The organism is Paenibacillus sp. J2L1-98 (genome assembly GCF_056269405.1).
Genome location: NZ_JBWDNW010000010.1, coordinates 1 through 20,193 on the forward strand (window position 1 = coordinate 1; position 20,193 = coordinate 20,193).

Annotated in this window: 16 protein-coding genes; 3 read left to right on the top strand and 13 right to left on the bottom strand. The window is 45.2% G+C overall.

Features of this window, described 5'->3' with window-relative positions:
- Positions 1-140 precede the first annotated feature (140 nt).
- The 3 genes from AC0YNZ_RS18270 to AC0YNZ_RS18280 form a co-directional block, all read right to left on the bottom strand.
- Positions 141-2,309, bottom strand: a complete 2,169-nt coding sequence (locus AC0YNZ_RS18270) for an anthranilate synthase component I (RefSeq protein ID WP_475827980.1) — start codon at positions 2,307-2,309, stop codon at positions 141-143.
- 322 nt (positions 2,310-2,631) lie between these two features.
- Entirely contained in the window at positions 2,632-3,099 is a 468-nt protein-coding gene (locus AC0YNZ_RS18275; protein WP_475827981.1) for a GyrI-like domain-containing protein, read from the bottom strand.
- Positions 3,100-3,291: 192 nt separating this feature from the next.
- On the bottom strand, positions 3,292-3,663 hold the full coding sequence (locus tag AC0YNZ_RS18280) for a winged helix-turn-helix transcriptional regulator (protein WP_475827982.1): 372 nt from the start codon (positions 3,661-3,663) through the stop codon (positions 3,292-3,294).
- Between the two features lie 125 nt (positions 3,664-3,788).
- Between AC0YNZ_RS18280 and AC0YNZ_RS18285 the strand changes: the two genes are divergently transcribed.
- Positions 3,789-4,841: a zinc-binding alcohol dehydrogenase family protein gene (locus tag AC0YNZ_RS18285; RefSeq protein ID WP_475827983.1), complete on the top strand. Its 1,053-nt coding sequence runs from the start codon at positions 3,789-3,791 to the stop codon at positions 4,839-4,841.
- Between the two features lie 434 nt (positions 4,842-5,275).
- Here AC0YNZ_RS18285 and AC0YNZ_RS18290 read toward each other — a convergent pair whose 3' ends face one another.
- Positions 5,276-5,479, bottom strand: a complete 204-nt coding sequence (locus AC0YNZ_RS18290; RefSeq protein WP_475828114.1) for a hypothetical protein — start codon at positions 5,477-5,479, stop codon at positions 5,276-5,278.
- Positions 5,480-5,848: 369 nt separating this feature from the next.
- Between AC0YNZ_RS18290 and AC0YNZ_RS18295 the strand changes: the two genes are divergently transcribed.
- Both AC0YNZ_RS18295 and AC0YNZ_RS18300 read left to right on the top strand, forming a co-directional pair.
- Positions 5,849-6,487 carry a cell wall hydrolase gene (locus AC0YNZ_RS18295; protein ID WP_475827984.1) on the top strand — a complete coding sequence of 213 codons (639 nt, stop codon included), beginning with the start codon at positions 5,849-5,851 and terminating at the stop codon, positions 6,485-6,487.
- A 50-nt stretch (positions 6,488-6,537) separates the two neighbouring features.
- The gene (locus AC0YNZ_RS18300) at positions 6,538-6,729 is read left to right on the top strand and encodes a hypothetical protein (protein WP_110774338.1); all 192 of its coding nucleotides are present in this window, start codon (positions 6,538-6,540) and stop codon (positions 6,727-6,729) included.
- Between the two features lie 93 nt (positions 6,730-6,822).
- Here AC0YNZ_RS18300 and AC0YNZ_RS18305 read toward each other — a convergent pair whose 3' ends face one another.
- The 9 genes from AC0YNZ_RS18305 to AC0YNZ_RS18345 form a co-directional block, all read right to left on the bottom strand.
- Entirely contained in the window at positions 6,823-9,816 is a 2,994-nt protein-coding gene (locus AC0YNZ_RS18305) for a glycosyl hydrolase 53 family protein (protein ID WP_475828115.1), read from the bottom strand.
- Positions 9,817-9,943: 127 nt separating this feature from the next.
- Positions 9,944-11,509 (bottom strand): ABC transporter substrate-binding protein, encoded by a 1,566-nt coding sequence (locus tag AC0YNZ_RS18310; RefSeq protein WP_475827985.1) that lies wholly within the window; start codon positions 11,507-11,509, stop codon positions 9,944-9,946.
- Between the two features lie 55 nt (positions 11,510-11,564).
- Positions 11,565-12,488, bottom strand: coding sequence for a carbohydrate ABC transporter permease (locus AC0YNZ_RS18315; protein WP_475828116.1), 924 nt, complete (start codon positions 12,486-12,488; stop codon positions 11,565-11,567).
- Between the two features lie 27 nt (positions 12,489-12,515).
- Positions 12,516-13,436 (bottom strand): ABC transporter permease, encoded by a 921-nt coding sequence (locus AC0YNZ_RS18320; RefSeq protein WP_475827986.1) that lies wholly within the window; start codon positions 13,434-13,436, stop codon positions 12,516-12,518.
- A gap of 187 nt (positions 13,437-13,623) precedes the next feature.
- Positions 13,624-15,246 (bottom strand): response regulator, encoded by a 1,623-nt coding sequence (locus AC0YNZ_RS18325; protein WP_475827987.1) that lies wholly within the window; start codon positions 15,244-15,246, stop codon positions 13,624-13,626.
- Complete coding sequence (locus AC0YNZ_RS18330) at positions 15,224-16,966, bottom strand: sensor histidine kinase (RefSeq protein WP_475827988.1); 1,743 nt, start codon at positions 16,964-16,966, stop codon at positions 15,224-15,226. Before AC0YNZ_RS18330 ends, AC0YNZ_RS18325 begins: the two co-directional genes overlap by 23 nt.
- A 127-nt stretch (positions 16,967-17,093) precedes the next feature.
- Entirely contained in the window at positions 17,094-18,260 is a 1,167-nt protein-coding gene (locus AC0YNZ_RS18335) for a Ger(x)C family spore germination protein (protein WP_475827989.1), read from the bottom strand.
- 148 nt (positions 18,261-18,408) lie between these two features.
- Positions 18,409-18,633, bottom strand: coding sequence for a hypothetical protein (locus AC0YNZ_RS18340; RefSeq protein ID WP_475827990.1), 225 nt, complete (start codon positions 18,631-18,633; stop codon positions 18,409-18,411).
- Positions 18,634-18,669: 36 nt separating this feature from the next.
- Positions 18,670-20,112 carry a GMC oxidoreductase gene (locus AC0YNZ_RS18345; protein WP_475827991.1) on the bottom strand — a complete coding sequence of 481 codons (1,443 nt, stop codon included), beginning with the start codon at positions 20,110-20,112 and terminating at the stop codon, positions 18,670-18,672.
- Between the last annotated feature and the right edge of the window lie 81 nt (positions 20,113-20,193).

The following is a 20,193-nucleotide window of genomic DNA, read 5'->3' on the forward strand; positions in this document are numbered from 1 at the left end:
CAACGAACGGTTACAAGCAAAACTAAACGGCCTCAGTCCAATGGAATACAGGACCAAGGCCGCCTAATTATTTTTATTATTTGTACTGTCTACTTGACGGGGAGCAGTTCAGTTTTGGACTGCCGCTGTCTTTATTTTTGTTAGCATTCACTTAAGCGGGATACAACATTTTCGATTAATTTGATGCCTGCATCCCCGCGCAAGGTAGCGATTGATTCGGGATGGAATTGCACCGCTGTAATTGGCAGCGTTTTATGCTCGATTCCCATGACGATTCCATCTTCAGAGACCGCATTGACATTTAAGCAGCTCGGCAGTTCCTTTGCATACAAAGAATGGTAACGGCCTACATGAAATTTCCCAGGCAATCCCGCCCAAATATGGCTTAACCCGTCGGTCTTAACTAATGAGGATTTACCGTGCTGAGGATAATCCAGCACATCCAGACTCCCCCCAAAATATTCAACAATACCTTGCAGTCCCAAGCATACGCCAAAAATAGGTATTTGCTTCTCCAAACAGACAGCAATCGTTTTATTCAATGCAAATTGGGAAGGCTTGCCGGGACCAGGAGAAAGCACAACCATATTGAACGTTTTTTCTTTTAAAATATCCCGGGCATAGGGTGCGCGCAAAGTCATTACGTTCGCGCCGGTTTGCTTCATATAATTGGACAGCGTATGGACAAAAGAATCTTCATGGTCGATAAGCAAAATATTTTTGCCCTGTCCTGCATTTGAGCGAGTCGGTTTAGATTGTTCAGCTCCCCCGCTATGGGATCCGCGCACAGCTTGGACTAGAGCAGCCGCTTTGGTGAGCGTTTCCTGTTCTTCTGCCTCCGACACAGAATCGTATAATAACGTTGCCCCAACACGAATTTGTGCGACACCGTCTTGAATTCTGATCGTCCGCAACGTCAAACCCGTATTCAAATCACCATTGAAAGCAAAATAGCCGACAGCCCCGCCGTACCATCCCCTTGGGGATGTTTCATGATCTTCAATCCAACGGATAGCGGCGCGTTTAGGAGCGCCTGTCACGGTAACAGCCCACATATGGGACATAAATGCATCCAATGCGTCAAACTCAGGACGTAAGATTCCCTCCACGTGATCGACAGTATGAATAAGGTGGGAGTACATTTCAATTTGCCGTCTCCCGATCACTTCAACGGAACCAGGTTCGCAAATACGGGATTTATCGTTCCGGTCCACATCCGTACACATCGTCAGCTCAGATTCTTCCTTAACGGAATTTAACAGCTCTCTAATTTGATCTGAATCTTCAATCGCGTTACTCCCGCGTTTTATTGTTCCTGATATCGGACAAGTCTCCACTCTTCTGCCCTCGACTCTAACGTACATTTCGGGAGAAGAACCGACTAAAAATTGATTACCCAAATTAATAATGAAGCCGTATGGGCTCGGATTAATCCGCTGCAGCCGCTCGAATATCGTTGATGGAAGGCTGGAACATGACTCATACAGCGTGTGGGAGGGAACGACTTCAAACAAATCCCCCACCTTGAAGGATTTAATGGCTTCCCGCACCAGATTGGCATAGTTTCCTTCGGTATAACTATTTAACGGGATTTGCCCATAAAGCTCCGGCTTTGTAAGCGCCCCTGTTCTTTCGAGTCCGGCGGTACTTTCATCATTAAACCTGAAATCATAAGATAACTGATAAGCGGAATTCAGATGGCGGTCAACAATAATGATCTCATCAGGAAAATAAAGGATTACATCTGAGTCACGGCTCTCCCGCTCATGCTTGAGTTCCATAGGTTCAAACTGAAAAACCAAATCATATCCAAACGCCCCGTACAAGCCAAGAAAAGAATCCTCAGGCGAATAAAAAAAATCTCTGATCGCACGGATTACAGTAAAAATAGAAGGCTGTTTCGTTCTTTCCTCTTCATTAAACACCGCTTTACTGATTTTAATGTTTCCTGAAACTTTGCTTCCCGTATAATCGAGATTTTCAATAACGTCGATTTCTCTAAGTTTGTGAAAAGTGGCATGTAATAATATTTTTCCTCTTTCATTCTCCGCCGTCAAACTGAACCCGTTTCCACTAGCTGCAAGCTCCAATGCGGGGTTTCTAAAACCAATGTCCCAACGCGAATAACGTCCAGGATATTCAAAACCGCTGGAAAATAACGCACCTTTTTTATTATCGATTTCTTTTAAGATGACTTGATTGGCTGTCGTGACATCAATGCGGTCTGCCGTACGGGTAATTTCAATGTTTCCTTTGGTGGTGTATAAGCTTTGGCGGGGAATAGAAACGAACGATGACAAAATACTCATGCGGATTACCTCCTCTAAATTTTAGAGGAGAACAGGAATAACCTAAGAGAGGATATTTGGGATTGAAAAAACTCAAAACTAAATACACTTCGCATCTCTCGACTAGTCTCATCTCTTCTCGGCTCAGCTAACCTGTTCTCATCTCAACTGCTTAAAGTTTAATAGGTTTTCCAAATATTTTCAAGACACAATTTGAAACTCTGCCATTCTGTAGGTGTTCTCGATTGTGATGTGTTATAAAAGCTAATAAGGCTGCCGATTCATTCGCTTAGGCAGCCCCGCTGATGGTTATTTAGCTATTGCATTGAAACAAACAATGATCTTATTTAGCTGGTATATAAATATCAATTTGAGCTGCTTCACTTTCCAATGCATGTATATCGTGCCAATATTCAATATCAATTGGTCTTTCGCCATACGTCTTGTTTATAAAATCATAAGTTGCACCGATCTGTGATTCTGCATCTTTATGTATAATTTTGATATAACGGCCGGAAGGCACAGTATGCGTTATCATGTCATTAGGAATTTCGCCATACGAGGTTACTTCGAAGCCGATCACATGTTGATATGACACATGATGAGTCCAATGACCGTCATAAGGATAAATTTGGATTAAGTAAATGCCTGATCCTTTCCTGTTTTCGATTTCATTCACCCGTTTCTCCAAACCCTCGCGTAACGATCCAATAATCTTCGATTCTAAAACAGCGTTTAGACTTGCGGTTATTGAAAAACCAACCAGCCTGATCTCTTCTCTTTCCAAACTATCGACTTGATAACTTTTCATTTTTATATCCCTCCCGTTATATATAAAAATGCACCTACAAATAGATTAGCAAATTTACGTTCGCTTGTAAGGTGTATAACGTAATCATTTGCTAGAGAAAAAATCATAGAGCATTACAAAAGAATAATCGACCTAATGGCGGACATACTAGCGCCTGAAAGGAGTGTGGAAGATTTTCACTTATTGGATCGATCACTCCCCTTGTGGCGTTCTAATTTCATTAAGCCTCTTTTTATAAATCTCGCCCCATTCTTTCATGGATCTTATGATCGGTTCCAACGTTTTGCCGAAATCAGTGAGAGAATATTCCACTCTGGGCGGAACTTCTTTATAAACTTCTCTATGGATGATGCCGTCCCGTTCAAGCTCACGTAACTGAAGTGTTAGCATAAACTGCGTAATACCCGGATTAAGACGCCGGATTTCATTAAATCTTTTCGTTCCGCTGATGAGATGATAAAGAATGATCCCTTTCCATTTGCCCCCGATGACATCCAAAGTTGTCTCCACAGGACATGCCTCCATGTTTGGACTGGCACCGTATTTGTTTCTTCGGTCTCCCATTATTCTGTCTCCTCACAATGGTATGATTTTTAATACTATGTAATAAAATTATGCGTACTTTCTAAAAGTAAGTATACAGCATATAATTCAAATGCACGATATACCAACTTGAAAGGAAGTAAAATATGAGCAATCACCAAAAAATGAAAGCAGTCGGAGCTTACCGATATCTCCCTTTAGCCGACCCGGAGTGCCTTGTTGATCTGTATATAGAAAAACCGAATCCAACCGGCCGTGATCTATTAGTAAAAGTAATAGCCATCTCTGTTAACCCTGCAGATTTGGGCGTTCGGGAGAAAAACAACTATGAAGAAGAATCACCCAAAATTCTTGGTTGGGATGTATCCGGGATCGTGGAAGAAGTTGGACCTGAATGTCAATTGTTTAAACCTGGAGATGAGATATTTTATGCGGGCAGTGTGACCCGCCCAGGGGGGAATAGTGAATTTCACTTGGTAGATGAACGAATTGCGGGAAACAAACCGAAGAGTTTAGATTTCGCGCAAGCTGCCGCTTTACCGCTTACCTCGATTACGGCTTGGGAGGGTTTATTTGATCGATTAGGAATTAGTCATAGCGTAGAAGAAAACAAAAATAAAAGCTTACTCATTATCGGTGCAGCAGGAGGAGTAGGGTCGATTGCTACTCAACTTGCAAAATTAGCAGGCTTAACTGTAATTGGCACTGCTTCCCGCCCAGAGTCCATCCAGTGGGCCAAAGATCAAGGAGCAGATTTTACAATCAACCATAACAGCCATTTTTCATCGCAACTTAAAAATATTGGGTTTGAGACCGTGGACTATATATTTTGCTTAAATGATACGGTACAACATTTTGCGAATATGGCTGAAGCCATAACCCCCCAAGGCAAGATTTGTTCAATCGTTCCAGCAGATAAAGCATCATGGACGGGAAGTTTGGATATGGATATGCTTTTTTCTAAAAGTATCACGTTTGTTTGGGAGCTGATGTTTACCCGTTCCATGTACCAAACTGGAGATATGATCAAACAACATGATCTACTGAATAAACTGGCTGATTTAATCGATAACGGGAAGTTGAAAACGACTTTAGCTGAACGAATTGAACCCATTAATGCAAAAAACCTGCGTTTAGTACATGAAAAAATGGAAACAGGAAGAACGATAGGAAAGATTGTGTTGGAAAATTTCCAATAAAGCTTCAATGATAAAGGAGCAGCCGGCACACTGCTCCTTTGAGTCGTATCGAAGCGACTCCTGTGTAAAGTTCCCCGCTAGTTCAATCTCTGGTAATCTCATTTCGCTCATTCCACTTCAGCAAGACGTATCTTTTTATTTGTTCTGCTACTTCGGATGGTGGGGTGGTAGTCGTATCGATTGTTGGCATCGGGGGATTGTCGATATAGGGAAAGTTTTCCTATAAAAATATTCAACCGCAGCCGAATGCTGATACGCCGGTTGCCTGTCTATACCCCTTCAGCCGGGTCCATCGAAAGCCCAACAACCTTATGAGGTTGTTGGGCTTCTTAGTACTCCAATCACTCACCCATGAATTCGTCTATTTCATTCTTTCGATGTTCGCATTCTATTGTGCAATCCCGCCGTTTAGGTTATTTGAGGTGGTTTTCTCACTAAGTAAATTTATCAGGCAGCGCCTTAATGATTTCTTCATACTGTAGAGCAACTGCCACTTCCAGAATATGTATAGGGTTTTGATGAGCGTAAGCTACAAGCAATTCTTTATTAAACTCATCATCATTTAATTTCAAACTTCTTTTTATCAATTCCATCATAGCTCTTTGATTGCGAAAATTAAGCTGCTCTATTTTTTCCATTGCCAATTCAATATCACCCTGCATAGTACACCCCAATATCCGTGATCCGTGGTTTTAGTTTATTTTTAAAATAACTTATCGTTCGTTATACATAATACTAATTCGATGTACTTCCATTTTTTCAGGGGGGATGATGTCAATTTGGTAGGAGATTGGATTGGTTTCAAGACGGTTGACTTCGATTTCATATAGAAATTCCACAGCATGAATAACCCTTTTTTGTGTGCAAAAAAATGCCTGTCCTCCGAATTCGCCATGAAACATGAGAAAATTTTAACAAGATTATCCGATTAAAGCTGTGCTAGAATAAACGACACCAAAGGAATTCTATAAATTTACTATTATTCGTATACGGAGGAATTCAACATCATGTACAGATTTCTGACTCTATTCACCCTACTCGTACTAGTTACCGCAGCCGCATCAAATCACAAGATCGATGCTTCGCCTGTCTTGAAAATCGGCAGCGAAGGACAGGTAATTTCGGATCTGCAGTTCCGGCTTCATACGCTCGGATATTACAATTTACCGATCGATACAAATTTCGGAAAAGTAACCCGCAGCGCGGTTCAAAGCTTCCAAAAATATAACGGACTTCAGAGTGACGGCATTGTAGGCCCGAAAACATGGAGGAAGCTCAAAAGATTGTCGGTCAACAAAAAAGAGCTTTCCATGCTTGCGCGTGTCATTTATGCAGAGGCAAGAGGGGAAAACTATAAAGGCCAAGTGGCGGTCGGTGCGGTTGTTATGAACCGCCTGCAGTCTCCAAAGTTTCCCAAAACAGTGAAAGAAATCATTATGGAGCCCAATGCTTTCTCAGCCGTAAAGGACGGACAGTACTGGCTAATACCGAATCAAAAGGCGTTCACGGCGGCAAAAGCTGCGATAAAAGGTATGGACCCGACCGGCAATGCATTGTTCTACTATAATCCAGATATTTCCAACTCAAGTTGGTTCAAGACGCGTACAGCCACCATGAAAATAGGCAATCATCTATTTACACTGTAGGTATAGCCAAGAAAGAAAAAAATAATTATCCAGAACAGGGGAACGAATAAATGAGAATTGATACCAAAATCCGACAAAAGGCAAGAGTTGAAGTGGTAATTGATATTATTAAAGATATTTCTGAGAAAGAGACCATTCCGGAAGCTTTCAAAGATAAATTAAACGCTATGAGCTATGAAGATTTGGGAACCTTGGTTATGAATATCGTTAAAACCCGATCCGTTGATGAAATCCTTAATTGAATACGTAATTGAGTCCATTTTCGGAAACCTAATATAAAAAACGAAGCCGCACCTATAGCTATGCTGGGTGCGGCTTTATTTTATGAGCTTCAACTAAACAGCCATCAATCGATAAATGGCTTGAGCTGCCTCGGCGCGGGTCATTGGCGCTTTCGGTACGAATCGATTATCATTACGTCCTTTCACTAAGCCGATCTTCAAGGCGGACTTGATGGACGACATAGCCCACTCGTCTATCCGGTCAGCATCATCGAAAGGCAGAACATGCTCCGATGTTATGGAGCTATCCGTTTTAAACGAGTAAGCCTTCATCAGCATGACAGCCATTTCTTGGCGAGTAATCGAAGCATCGGGATCAAAGACCGACTTACTGCGGCCGTTGATGATTCCAGCCTCAAATGCGGCGGATACAGCTTCCGAATACCATGCATCAGCTGCTACATCGGTAAAATTATGCTCCGTTCCTCTTGTAAGCTTAAGGACTCTTACCAGCAAAGCCGCGAACTCCGCTCGGCTGATTGAACGGGCCGGCTCAAAGGTGGAGGCGGTTGTTCCTTTAACGATCTGCTTCGCCGCAAGCTCGTTAATGACGTCACTTGCCCAATAGCCGGCCGGAACATCGTCAAACTGCATCGTGACCTTGAGCACCGCGTACATACTGAAATGATTGATTTGCGCGATCCGCTCGCCATCGATCAGCATGCTCTCCACATACTCCAGACTGCCATCCCCGGCGATATAATAGACGCCTGCTTTATCGGAATTAAAAGCTTCTTCTTGCTTAAGGCGGATCGTGATCGGCTTGCTGAACTGCGTCAGGACCCGTTCATCTCCCGCGCTGTTTTTGATGGACAGCTTGAACTCATAGGCTTCTCCAACGATGTCAATTTGAGTGTGTTCCGTTTGCTTGCCGCTTTGTGCAAGCAGCTGTTCCGTATCTGTTTTGCCTACAGGCTGCAGCTTTAAAGTTATGGAGCTGTTAGCCGTATCGGTCAGTTTGTTTTGGAGCTCATGGAACAGCTCGGCCGGAATCTCAACGGATAGGTTATCCGTTTGGAATTTCACAGGCTGCTTATACAACCGATCATAGAGAGCTGACGGAATCACGACCTCCGAGACAGTCGCAGGCAGCTTAACCGTGCTGGTCCCGTCCTCATTCACCGTTATTTGTCCCGGTGAAACCGTAACCTTGCCCGGCGCCGGATCACTGCCCGAATTTGCTGTTCCCCCCTGCTCAGGTTCAGCCTTTTTGTCCATTACGAGCTCAATATCATCGAAATAACCCCACGTTCCCGCTGGCGCTTCAACGTCAAAGCCGACCGTTGCTTGACCGTTTGTTACGTTAATATTTTGCACGGTATATTCCTTCCAGATATTGTAACCTGCATTGACGACATCGGTGCTGAGCGTCGTCCCGCTCCCCGTTTCCGCGAAAAGCTTCAGCTTCGTTTCGCCGCCGCCGCCCGAAGACCAAGCTTTAAGCGTATAGGTTCCGTTCTCTAAGCCGGTCACGGTTTGTGTTAATTGATAAGCGTAATTCGAACCATTCCAATAATTGAAGGCATTCGTACCGGAATGGGCATTGCCCGCGTTTTCTTCAATTTTCCCGGAGTTCTCTGTTCCCGTTAAGAACCAGTGGGTCAGACTGCCGCTTTCGAAGCCTTCGTTCTGAACTAGGTTAGGATTAGCCAACACCGTTATTTCCATCGATGCCTTCTGATCTAGTCCGGCGACTGTGCCTTGAAGCGTGAATTTGCCCGGCACATTCAACTTATCTTTATCGATGGCATCCCAAGTTACGGCTGCCTGGGATATGGAGCCCTCGTTGTACAGCACGCCTGCTGTAGCTGGCAGCGAAGGCATCGCGCCCTTCGCAATGGTTATGGCCGGTGAAGTATAAACCATAACCGGAACCTTTGCGGCATTTGTGTCTGGCGTAAACTTGAACGCGTTAAGAGAGCTTAGTGCATTGCCGTCAAAATCAAACATCGCTTGATTTTCCCAGCCGTTTCCTTCGCCGGTTTTCCAGCCTACCCCCGCCAGCCATGCAGGCTCCCAATAGAAGACGCCGAGGCCTTTGTTGTCTTTCACATGGGCAACCGTATTCATGACGAGCTCTGTCACCAGCTGTTGATTTTCAGGCGTAGCTTCAAAACCAGCATTCCTAACTTGATCCGCACCGGCAATATTGCCGGGTCCGTCTGCATCCGCGAGTGTGTGCGGGTAAGCCGTTTCGGCAACGACAATCTGTTTGCCGTAACGGTCAGCCATATCATCCATATTCGTCTTCAACTGCTGAAACGTGCCGTGCCAATAAGGATAATAGGACATGCCAATGACATCGTAGTCCACTTCCAGCGCTTTAACTTGATCGAAGAAGCTGCGGAATTTATGGTTGTCGCCGCCTTCCGCCAAGTGAATCATAATTTTCGTTGTTTGGCCATCCGGAGTCGTCTCGCGGACCGCGCTCACTCCTTCCTTCAACAGCTCAGCCAATTTCGCAAATTGACTGGTCGAGCCGTCAGGAAGCATCATGCCGTTATTGATTTCATTACCGATCTGTACCATGTCCGGATAAGCATTAACCGCTTTCAAACCGTTCATGACTTCAGCGGTATAATCGTATACGGCCTGCTTCAATTCAGGAAACGTTAAGTTTTTCCAGGCATCCGGCTTCACCTGTTGGCCGGGATCGGCCCAGAAATCGGAGTAATGGAAATCGACAAGCAACTTCATGCCGGCCGCCTTCACCCGCTGAGCCATCGTTATCAAATGAGCAGCGTCGTTAAAACCATCCGAATGCATCGGATTATTCCACACACGCAAACGGACGTAGTTGACGCCGCGTTCTTTGAGAATGGCAAGCAGCTCCTTCTCTTGCCTTTGGTCATTTACCTGGTCATAATATTTAATTCCCTTCGCTTCAATCGCCTGAAGCGTCGAAATGTCTACCCCTTTGATGAAGGTGTCCGGATCGGACAGCGCCGCTGCGTAAGCCTGATCTCTCGTCCCGGAAACGATAATCGTTGTAAGCGCTAACACAAATACCAATAGAGCGCTTAATCCTTTTCGAACCCATGCTCCCATCACATTAATTCCTCCTTAGCAGGTTATGTATACCATTTTAGTAGGGGGACCGCATGCCCTTGAACGGTCGATTTTGTTGTGCTTAATGAAAAGGAGGAGGCAGCTGTCACCTCCTTTTTGCTTTTATTTATTTGCTGGCAAGAAATGCGTCGATTTGAGATTGAAGCTCTGTCTGAAGCTTATCAATGCCGGCCGCTTTCAGCTGCTTGATCAGATCCGCTTGACCTTTATCAATATCCTTAATTAGGCCGTATTCGAGAGGAATGGCGTAACGAATCATAACATTGCCGACGTTGGCAACTTCGTTTTTCACCTTCGTATCGTCGAATACGAAGGTTTCCAGATCGAAGTTATAAACCTTTTGCTTCCATGCGTTTTCGATAGCGTCCCCTTCAGCTGGGTAAGAAGCATCCTTGCGGTTCAGCGGCGAGTTAGCGCCCCAGTTGGAGAAGCCCATGAAGTTAGCCGTGCTTGCAGTCGCGTTGAATTTGTCGTCGCCTACCGCTTCATAGTGGGTGCCTGCAATGCCGTACATGAACAGATCATGAATTTCTTTATCGTTTTGCAGCAAATCGATGACCATCAGTGCGCGCTCCGCTTTTTTGGACGTTTCGTGAATCGCAAAGCCGTTTTGCGTTGAGATCGCGGCAATTTTCTTTTTGTCAGGCGTAAGATCCGCAATCGCGAGCTCCACCTCCGGCTTCTCTCTGCGCAGCTCGGCCAGGTTCGAGGATAGCGTACCCAGGTTGTGAACGTAGGATGCCGTTTTGCCGGCTTTCATATCCTGCCATACGTCATTCTTATTATTGACTATGTTTTTCGACCATGCATTGTTGTCAACCAGATCTTTGTAATATTTCAGAAGCTCTTTGAATTCCGCCGTATCGTAAATGTTGAATACTTTTCCGCTTGCATCGTCAAGTTTGTAAGCCAGCGGCATGTTGTAGTCTACCAGATTCCACTCATTTTTCTGCTCGAGCAGAATTTGATCCAGCTCATGCCATTTCCATCCGTCAGCGGGTTTAGCGCTGTAAGCGTTAATGCCTTTTTCGTTAGCAGCGATCGTTTTTACGTAATTTGCAAACGTTTCAGGGCTGTTAACAGGGTCGAGATTGTATTTTTTGCGCAGGTCTTCGCGGATTAGAACCGCTTTGTCTATCACCTCAGGATTGTTGTTTGGAACCATGTACTGCTTGCCGTTCACCTTCGATTGCTCCCAAGCGACTGTCGGCATCGCTTTCCACGTAAGCGGCATATTTTTCTGAAGCAGCTCGTCGGTCAGCTCAAGGAAGCCGCCTTTAAGTGCTTGGTCGTTATAGAACGCCCAGTTTGCCGTATATGCGATATCGAAGTCTTCGCTGGCAGCGAATTTCAATGGGTACTTTTGATTCCAATCGGACCAATCCAAAAACTCCGCTTGAACTGTTGCATTGATTTTCTCTTTCAGCTTTTTGTTCAGCTCTCCAAATACCGTATCATAGTCGATCGGCTTTCCGCCAAGGAGAAGCATCTTAATGACAAGTTCCTCCGAATTTCCGCCATTAGTTGTCGGCTCCGTTGTTCCTTCAGCTGGCGCGTTGCTTGCTCCGGTATTATTATTGCTTGCAGTGTTGTTGCTTCCGCATGCGCTTATTACCGTTGTAAGCACAAGCATTAAGGCGAATAATAGCATGAGTGTTTTTTTGTTCTGCATGACGGGTAATTCCCCCTTAAAATAATTTTTATATGATAACCAGGTTGCCCTGAGGTCATCCTTTCACAGCGCCAATCGTTAAGCCTTGCACGAAATACCGTTGAATGAACGGGTATGCGAGCAGAATCGGACCGGTAGCGACAATCGTCATCGCCATCTTCAGGCTTTCGGTCGGGATATTCATCGTAGCGACCGCTCCTGAGCTGACCATTGCCTTGCGCATGCCGTCCATATTGCCAAGCATTTTGTACAAATAATATTGAAGCGGCATCAAGTTTTCACTGCTGATAAACAACAGCGCGTTATACCAATCGTTCCAGTAAGCCAAAGCGATGAACAATCCGATCGTAGCTAATGCGGGCTTGGACAGAGGCAGCATGAGCTGGATAAAAATCCGGAAGTCGCCCGCCCCGTCGATCTTCGCTGACTCCGTAATAGCTTCGGGAATGCTGCTCATGAACGATTTCATAACGATAATATAGAACACGTTCAGCAGCATCGGGAGAATGAGCACGATCAGCCTGTCCTTTAAATCAAGATAGTTGACGATCATCAAATACCAAGGCACAAGCCCCCCGCTGAACAGCGTCGTAAAGAAGAAGAAAAACGAAAACTTGTTGCGCCATTTAAAATCCTTGCGCTGCAGCACGTAGGCCGTCATCGCCGTTAAGAACAGTCCGGATAGCGTTCCGAGCGCCGTTACCGCAATCGTTACTCCGTACGCCTTCAGCATCTGCGCAGGATATTTAAACAAAAGCAAGTATGCCTCTACCGAGAAAGCGGTTGGAAACAACTGAAAGCCGCTTTCGACGATTTTGGATTCCTCTGTCAGTGAGGAGGAAATGATTAACAAAAAAGGTATGATGCATACAATCGCCAGCAGTGAAATAAACACATATCCGAGAATCGTAAGCAGCAGGCGGTCCATTTGCTTTTTTCCTGCGCCTCTCAGCGCATTGTCTGATTTTTCTGTTGTCATAACAGTACTCATGGTCATCCCTCCGTTTTAGAACAAAGCGTGATCTTTGTCATATTTACGTACCGCGTAGTTTGCCAGCAGGATCGTTGCAAAACCAAGAACGGATTGAAAAAAGCCCGCGGCGGCCGACAGTCCGATTTCATTCGATGTCGTCAGTGACCGGAATACGAAGGTGTCAATGACGTCGGTTGACGAGAACAGCAATCCGTTATTGCCCACCATGTTGTAGAACATTCCGAAGTCGCCTCTAAAGATGTTGCCGACAGCAAGCAGTACCAAAATAATAATCGTTGGATACAGGTTAGGAATCGTAATATGGATAATCCGCTGGAAAACGTTCGCGCCGTCGATTTCGGCCGCCTCGTACATTTCCGTATCAATGCCGGTGATCGCCGCCAGATACATAACCGAGCCATAGCCGAGCGCCTTCCATGCAGATACGAATACGAGAATGAAAGGCCAGTAGGCAGGCGTATTGTAGATGTCAATCCGCTCGAGGCCAATCGCTGTCAGGATGGAGTTCAACGTTCCTACATCGTAGTTGAACAGGTTATATGCGATAGCGCCTACGACGACCCATGAAATGAAGTATGGCAGAAACATAACGGTTTGTGATAACTTACGGAACCATTTGCCCACCGCTTCGAATAATAGGATTGCCGCGGCGATTTGCAGCACATTATTTACGATAATAAACGCAATATTGTAAAGAGCGGTATTTCTCGTTACAATCCATGCATTGCCCGATTCGAAGAAAAACCGGAAATTGTCCAGCCCGTTCCAAGGGCTTCCGAATATCCCCCCGCCGTAATTAAACTGTTTAAAAGCAAGCACGATACCGGCCATTGGCACATAAGCGAACAATATAAAAAACAGGACCGCCGGTGTCAGCATGAGCAGCAGCGTTTTATATTTTCGTACGTCGTCCCAAAATCCATGTCGGTTCATTTGTACTCTCCTCCCGTAACTCTTTGTGTGTACTCATTATATAAAGAAGTCCGGAGCGCGATAATGAAGGCAAACAACTAAAAGTAATACATAATCTACGATTTGAAACAAAGAAGTTTATATCCGTTGGCCTGACAGCAAAAAGCCCGCTATCGGTTACGACACGGGCTTACGTTTTTCATTCCGGCTATATTTTATGTTTTTTACGGTATTCTCCCGGCGTCATTCCCGTCGACTGTTTAAACTGGCGGTTGAAATAAATAATATTTTTATAGCCTACCCGGTCGGCGATCTCGTATATTTTGAGCGTAGGATCGGCAAGAAGCTCGCATACCCGGTTCATCCGCCTCTCGTTCAAAAAATCGCTGAACAGCATACCTGTTTCCTCTTTGAACAACGTTCCGAGATAATTCGGCGTAAAATCAAAGAAGGCCGCAACTTCCTTGAGCGTAATGCGCTGCTCCAGCCCTTCGTCGATATATTTCATAATTTCTTCGATCAGCTTACGCTTTTGCTTTTGCTTCTTAACATACAGGAACTCCGATAATTCGAAAAATCTCCGTCTTAGCCATGAGAGGATATCATCCATCGTCTCAAATTGAAACAGAACGGCCGGCTGGTGCGATTCCCATTTGAGCAGCTCATACAGATTTTCGTTTTTCTGCAGCAATTCTGCATGAAGCTTAGACGTGATTCGAATAATAAGATCATAAATGTCGCTCTTATGGGACAGAGGCACATGACGGTTAAATAGCATTAGCAAGCAATCGTCAATCGTAACTAAATCATATTCCAGAATGGCCTCAAGCATCTTCTCGACGTTCTTGTCTAAATTGGGAGTGAAAACTCCTGTCTGTGTTAATGCAGTGACATCTTTAATCAAACGATTTTTCCCCAGCAGCCACTTCGCGCTTAAGGCAGCTAGCGCTTGTTGATAGGACTTGTGGAGTTGACTCATCTCATACGTGTAAAAACCGGCACCGATCGTTATCGTAACGGGGAATGATTGGCGAACCGCATGAATGAGTTCCTCGAGCAACGCTGTGAAATGATCCTCCTTAACTGCCGACAGTATGATAAACCGATAATCGTGACTAATAATCAATGTGCCCAAGCCGTTTTTCTTTATAAATTCTTCGATAAATTGTGAAACATTCGTCATGAAGGCCCGTCTTTCTTCCTCCGGAATTTTCCATTCCACATCATCGGTTTCAATAATGGCCACGGCCGTACCGAATTTCAGCTGCGGCTCCAGAAATTGTCTGACGTGGTGCTCGCTAGCTTCTCCGAGTGACGGGTCATTGAACCAGCGCAAAAGCAGCTCCTGATTTACAAGTGATAAGGCCTTTGCCACACTGCGGGTTTGTTCCCTTTCCTTTTCCACCTTATCGCATAAAGAGGCGAGCATGTCGTACAGCTCAGCATCGTCTACGGGCTTCAACAGATAGCCGGAAGCATTGATTTGAATCGCCTCTTTGGCATAGCTGAAATCCTCATGCCCGCTAATAAATACGATTTGAACATGAGGATGGAGCTCCCTAACCCTGCGCGCAAAATCCATTCCGCTCATGATCGGCATCCGGATATCGGATAAAATAATATCCACATGCTCCGACTCCAAAATCTTTAATGCGCTAAATCCGCTGTTAGCTGTTCCGATCACATTTAAAGCTAAATGATTGTTAACCACCCTGCGGCGGAGCCATTCAAGATCGACCGCCTCATCATCAACCAACAAAATATTCATCGCTGCCTGTGCCCCTTTGCTGTTATGAACGCCTAACGCCTTATCTCTCACTCTCACCGTCATGATATTTATCGCCCAGATCGAACGGAAGCCTGATTCTCACCGTAGTTCCCCCACCGTAGACGCTCCCGATTTGAATGCCAAACTCATCGCCGTACCTGAGCTTTATACGGTCATCCACATTTTTCAGTCCATAGCTATCCGATTGGCTCGGCCCGACCAGAAGATGCTTCACCATATCCGGCTTCATGCCAATTCCGTTGTCGATGACCTTGAGCTCGATGTTTGGTCCAATACGCCTGCCGGTAATACGAATCGCAATCCGGTCACCAAACCAAGCATGCTTAAAAATATTTTCAACGAAGGGTTGTAATATCAATTTAATAACCTGACAGCCGGCGATCTCCGAATCGATATCGAAATAAACACTGAAAGCATCGGCATACTTGATTCTTTGAATATCCAAATAGGTCTCGATCTGTTCCAGCTCTTTCATGAGAGGAATATAAACGTTCCCTTGGTTTAATGACAGCCTGTAAAATTTCGCCAGACCGCTAACCATGCCCGTTACCTTCTGCGTTTCCCCGAGATTGGCCAAACTGCTTATGGTTGAAAGCGTGTTATATAAAAAATGGGGATTGATCTGCGCCTGCAGCGCCTCAAGCTCCGCCTGCTTCTTCTGAATCCCCTGCAAATAGACACTCTTAATGAGCTCCTGAATATTGGATGCCATAATATTATAAGCATCGGCAATATGGACAAACTCATCGTTTCCGCTGAAGCGCAGCCTCTTCTGGAAATTATCTTCCTGGAAAGAACGCAGAAACGTTACGATCCGTTTCATCTTGCGCCCGGACAATCGCGCCACAATAAAGCCGATAAAGGCCATAACGAGGAAGCTGATTGCGCATACTGTAAAAATAGCGGACTGCAGCCGGCTGGCGTCTTTGGCAAGGTACGAGTAAGGGACAAGCGTCTCAATGACAAATCCCGTCCCGGGAACACTTTCCCTCAATATAAGGTAGGAGTCCGGGCTGACCGGTTCTCTCGTTTCACCGCTTTGATACAGGTTAGTACCAGAAGCTTCTTCAAGCAGACGCAGGACAATACCTTCTTCAACCGGGAACGTATTGAAATCGCCTAGCAGATCATCCAATCGGGTTGTTATTCTGATGTAACCAATCGTAGTCTTATAGTCGTTATAGGATACCAGCCTGCGAATATGTGAAATATTGTCCAGATTCTGATCTGTATCGATCTGCAGCCATAAGTTATCTTTTCCAGAGCTTTGAAGGGAACGATACCACCTGCTATCCGCAATATCGGTAAACGGGAGCACGTAATAATCGCTTTCCTCTATCTGCTCCGCCATATTGTCGCCAAGAATATAGTTAAGATTCTCGTTCGTCGCATATACGGCCAGGCGGATATGATTTCCGAACAAGTGCAGCGGCGCTTGCATTTGCGGAACAATCTCATCCAGCATAGTCAAATAAACTTCCAAAGGATCTCCTTTTTTCTGAAGCGCGCGCTGAAAGGGCTGACTCCCGAAAAAGGTATCGGACATTCGTTGGATTTCATCCAGCTGGTATTTTAAATTATTTCGAGTCTGTTCCATCGCGGTGCGAATATTGGTTTCGGCCATTTCGGTCCTCGATTGAATCAGCATCGAATAGGATATATAGCCGATAAATACGTCGGTCATTAACACCAATATGAGGTATGGAATCATCATCTTATAAGTGAAGGGCATAAAGTTTTTTTTCCGTTTCTGGTTCATCATTTGCTCCTCCGGCTCTTATCGCAGTAATAGGACAAATGATAAACCATCTCTCAACAGAAATAAATAGCGCTCCGCAGGGGGCGTAAGAAAGCGGCAATCCGGAATAGGTTAGCCTGTACATCACTATTTATCGTTCTTCCCCCGATACAGCCGGTCTTCCAATTACTGTTCCGGTCGTCTCTAGCTGTAATTTAACATGGATATCGAAAGGAATTTCCGCATATTGCTTGTCCCAGGTCCCTTTCATTTTTTTCCATTTTTTCGGGTCCGAACTTGCAATCTTGTTGCCAATCCCAATGATATCGACTTTTTTCTTTTGAAGATCATAGACTGTCTCCAGCATTTGATGTTTGATCTGGTTTTCCATTTTATGAGTGAATTCAGCTTCATCTTTTCTTGTCTTAATGATTGTACACTTCAATTCCCCGACTGCCCCCTGCACCTCAGACTTGACCTGTACGCTTACCTTATTTCCTATCAGCTTCGGCTTCAATTTCGTTTTGAAGTTAAGAATTTCAAGTGACTCCGTTTCAAGCTTTTTGCCTGGACAAGGGATTTCGACAATCCCGGATACAATCTCATTTCGCAGCATGACCAGACCCTCCACTTTTTTTGATGACAAGATACCCATCATTTTACCTTTTTTCAGAAGGGCAAGACCGGTCGCGTTTAAAACATCCTTTTTGTTCTTGTCTTCATAAACATAGGTAATAGAGGCATCCCCCTCCGGGCTTTTCATTTGCAGCGCTAATTTGAGCAGTGTGGTATCCATCGATTTCGCGGATTTTTTGAAGGATACTTGCTTAGTCAACATAAGCTGCTGGCCTATCGTCTTCTCAATGTCCGGCGTCTTTTCCAATACTTTTTCCGCACGCCCTTTCGAGATCATGATAGATACCGTATGCCGCGGCTCATGATCACGGTAAAAATAGTCAATCAGCTTACCGACGTCGGTTGCAGCGGCAAGCTTCTCTCCTATTACAATAATACGCAAATGACTCCACTTGGCTTTTCTGCCCAAATGCAGCGGGATGTCACGGATCGCTTCTAACACAGAATCATCCGACGTCCTGATCAGAAGATTCTTTTCTTGTTTTAACTGACCTCCACTAACGCTTTTCGAGTTAGTCGGACGGTATATTTGTGTCGTTAATTCGAGTATCCCATCCTTACCCTGATCCAGCGCAATTGCCATCGCAAAACCGGATTCATCCAGCTCCTCTTTGTTCCAGCAGCCTGGAAGGATGAATAGAATAGCCGACAAGAAAATAAAAACCATGCCTTTATTCATCATTTCTCATACTTTCCGGATTTATATTTGTCGTATGCTAATTAATTGCCATTGCGAAATTTTCAGGGGCAAGTCCCACTGTTTAAATCTAATGACTATTTTGCTTAGTGTAATTATGGATCTTATTTACAGAAACCATTCACAGGTTTCGTTATCTTCCATATAGTATGAGCTTCCTCACAAGCCTGCGAAAGGAAGGCTCTTGAAAATCCTCCGGATGGCCAAGCGTCGTCATGAATGTGCATCCTCCGAAATCGTTCTTGAAAGTCCATGCTTCTTTGGCGATCATCGCAAGGGTGTGCTGTGATTGATATTCGACTTCCGCCGCAATAAATACGATATGGAACGGTTTCAGCGACGCATTCTTGTCAGGCATATCATTTCCCCTTTTGGCAGGAGGCTGGTGTCCTTATCAAATCTGCAGCTGAGAAATGTAATCGGCAGTGCGGATGGCCAGCGCCACAGTCGTCAATGTAGGATTGGTCGCTCCAATACTCGGAAGCACACTATTGTCAGCAACAAAAAGACCTTTAATACCGTGAACTTGCCCATGACGATTAGTAGCCGAGGTGTTCCAATCATCCCCCATGCGGCATGTTGCGGCCACATGATAATCGCTTCCCGGAATTTTGGTGCACACGGATTCGATCGATATGTCTAATTGATTCGCGAAGGTTGGAATCTCATCAACTGCTTGTGCAAATATGCTGCGGTCCCGGTCGCTTGGATGAAAGCGGGTTGAAATAAGAGGCTGACTGTAGGCGTTTAGCCTGCTGTAGTCCAGCGAAATGCTGTTCGGATAGCGGGATTCCACCTTCGTAAATAGCGTCAATGTAATCCCTTCCGGTCCAGAGTACATATTTTTGTGGTTAAGCCTGTCAGGCTGCTGGGGGATAAATACGGGTTGAAACGCAGGAACGGGGTTCGACGGCTTTGCTTTGAGCGTTGCAACGATAAAAGGATGATGGACCAAGAAATGTCCGATAGCCTTGCCTTGAATGCCGGACGAGAGCAGCAGCCGCGGCGTCTGGAACGCATTAGCTGCAAGAATGACGACACGAGAGCGCACTTCGAACCGCCTTTGATCCGGGGTGGCTGCGATTACACCGATTCCGCCTCCTTGATAAGGCTTTATTTGTACGGCGCGAGCGTTCACGGTAATATCAACGGGACTTAAATTTATCGCTTTCCCAATTGCTACCAGAGAACTGTATCTGACCTGCTCCTGTATACGGCCTTCTTGAAGCCCTAATGATCCCGCGTTCGGAATTTCCATTGCCTTAGTGTAACCATACGCCCATAAGCGGTTCAAAAATTGTTCCGTTCCCGAGGTGCGCGGAGGCACCGAGACGTTCATGACTTGTTCGGCAATGTTGTAATAATACTCCATTTCCTTCTGCGTAACGGGCCAATCCGCATATTCAAACGGCTGAAAACGGATAGAATGGCCTGCCCAAAAAAGCGACTTTCCGCCAAATGCAATGGCTTCTCTGTCTCCGGGCAGATCTGGCGCTCCGATCGGATTTGTGATCCGCGGATTCAGCATGTAGTTGTCTACATGACCTGCTAATGTCGGGATATTATTCACATGCGTCGGCAAAAGAAGATTACCCGCTTCGATAACGCCAATTTTTTTGATTTTCTTGCTCCATTGCTGGCAAATCCGCCAGAGCGCTGAGCCTCCTCCAGCACCGCTGCCGACAATTAAAACATCGTATTCGTTTTTTTGCATGTCTTCCAGTGAAACGAGCGGGATCCACGTATTCAAAAAGTAGTCAGGGCCTGCGGGGCAGAAACCTTCACTCATTAAAGATCCATGGTCCGGGGCATTTGAGTCAAGTTTGGAATATGCCATAACATCCTCCCCCGTTTTAAAACTGGATTTCTATTTCCGGTACCTTCTCCACTTTTATCATATGAACATTTTTCCATGTAA

Excerpts from the sequence above, each read along its gene's own strand:
- AC0YNZ_RS18275 (WP_475827981.1), bottom strand. The coding sequence starts at position 3,099 with ATGAAAAGTTATCAAGTCGATAGTTTGGAAAGAGAAGAGATCAGGCTG.
- AC0YNZ_RS18310 (WP_475827985.1), bottom strand. The coding sequence starts at position 11,509 with ATGCAGAACAAAAAAACACTCATGCTATTATTCGCCTTAATGCTTGTG.
- AC0YNZ_RS18305 (WP_475828115.1), bottom strand. The coding sequence starts at position 9,816 with ATGGGAGCATGGGTTCGAAAAGGATTAAGCGCTCTATTGGTATTTGTG.
- AC0YNZ_RS18295 (WP_475827984.1), top strand. The coding sequence starts at position 5,849 with ATGTACAGATTTCTGACTCTATTCACCCTACTCGTACTAGTTACCGCA.
- AC0YNZ_RS18285 (WP_475827983.1), top strand. The coding sequence starts at position 3,789 with ATGAGCAATCACCAAAAAATGAAAGCAGTCGGAGCTTACCGATATCTC.
- AC0YNZ_RS18280 (WP_475827982.1), bottom strand. The coding sequence starts at position 3,663 with ATGGGAGACCGAAGAAACAAATACGGTGCCAGTCCAAACATGGAGGCA.
- AC0YNZ_RS18290 (WP_475828114.1), bottom strand. The coding sequence starts at position 5,479 with ATGGAAAAAATAGAGCAGCTTAATTTTCGCAATCAAAGAGCTATGATG.
- AC0YNZ_RS18300 (WP_110774338.1), top strand. The coding sequence starts at position 6,538 with ATGAGAATTGATACCAAAATCCGACAAAAGGCAAGAGTTGAAGTGGTA.
- AC0YNZ_RS18315 (WP_475828116.1), bottom strand. The coding sequence starts at position 12,488 with ATGACAACAGAAAAATCAGACAATGCGCTGAGAGGCGCAGGAAAAAAG.
- AC0YNZ_RS18335 (WP_475827989.1), bottom strand. The coding sequence starts at position 18,260 with ATGATGAATAAAGGCATGGTTTTTATTTTCTTGTCGGCTATTCTATTC.
- AC0YNZ_RS18320 (WP_475827986.1), bottom strand. The coding sequence starts at position 13,436 with ATGAACCGACATGGATTTTGGGACGACGTACGAAAATATAAAACGCTG.
- AC0YNZ_RS18330 (WP_475827988.1), bottom strand. The coding sequence starts at position 16,966 with ATGATGAACCAGAAACGGAAAAAAAACTTTATGCCCTTCACTTATAAG.
- AC0YNZ_RS18340 (WP_475827990.1), bottom strand. The coding sequence starts at position 18,633 with ATGCCTGACAAGAATGCGTCGCTGAAACCGTTCCATATCGTATTTATT.
- AC0YNZ_RS18325 (WP_475827987.1), bottom strand. The coding sequence starts at position 15,246 with ATGACGGTGAGAGTGAGAGATAAGGCGTTAGGCGTTCATAACAGCAAA.
- AC0YNZ_RS18270 (WP_475827980.1), bottom strand. The coding sequence starts at position 2,309 with ATGAGTATTTTGTCATCGTTCGTTTCTATTCCCCGCCAAAGCTTATAC.
- AC0YNZ_RS18345 (WP_475827991.1), bottom strand. The coding sequence starts at position 20,112 with ATGGCATATTCCAAACTTGACTCAAATGCCCCGGACCATGGATCTTTA.